Consider the following 245-nt stretch of genomic DNA (forward strand, 5'->3'; position numbering starts at 1 on the left):
CGCTCTATCCCGACGACGGCACGGACATCGAAACGCTGATGCAGAACGCCGATGCCGCGATGTATCAGGCGAAGGCAGCGGGGCGCAACCTCGTGAAGTTCTTCTCGCCGGATATGGCCGAGCGCGCGCGCCAGCGGCTCGCGCTCGAAGCCTGCATGCGCACAGCTATCGAACGGCACGAACTGCGGCTGGCTTTTCAGCCGTGTCTCGATGCGCAAACGGGCGCGCTTGTCAGCGTCGAAGGT

General features: G+C 64.5%; 1 protein-coding gene. It reads left to right on the plus strand.

Features of this window, described 5'->3' with window-relative positions:
* The coding region (locus SB753_RS40415) for a diguanylate cyclase domain-containing protein (RefSeq protein ID WP_410805594.1) at positions 1–245 on the plus strand (245 nt) is incomplete at both ends.

The sequence above is a fragment of the Paraburkholderia sp. SIMBA_053 genome (assembly GCF_046534895.1).
GTDB lineage: Bacteria > Pseudomonadota > Gammaproteobacteria > Burkholderiales > Burkholderiaceae > Paraburkholderia > Paraburkholderia caledonica.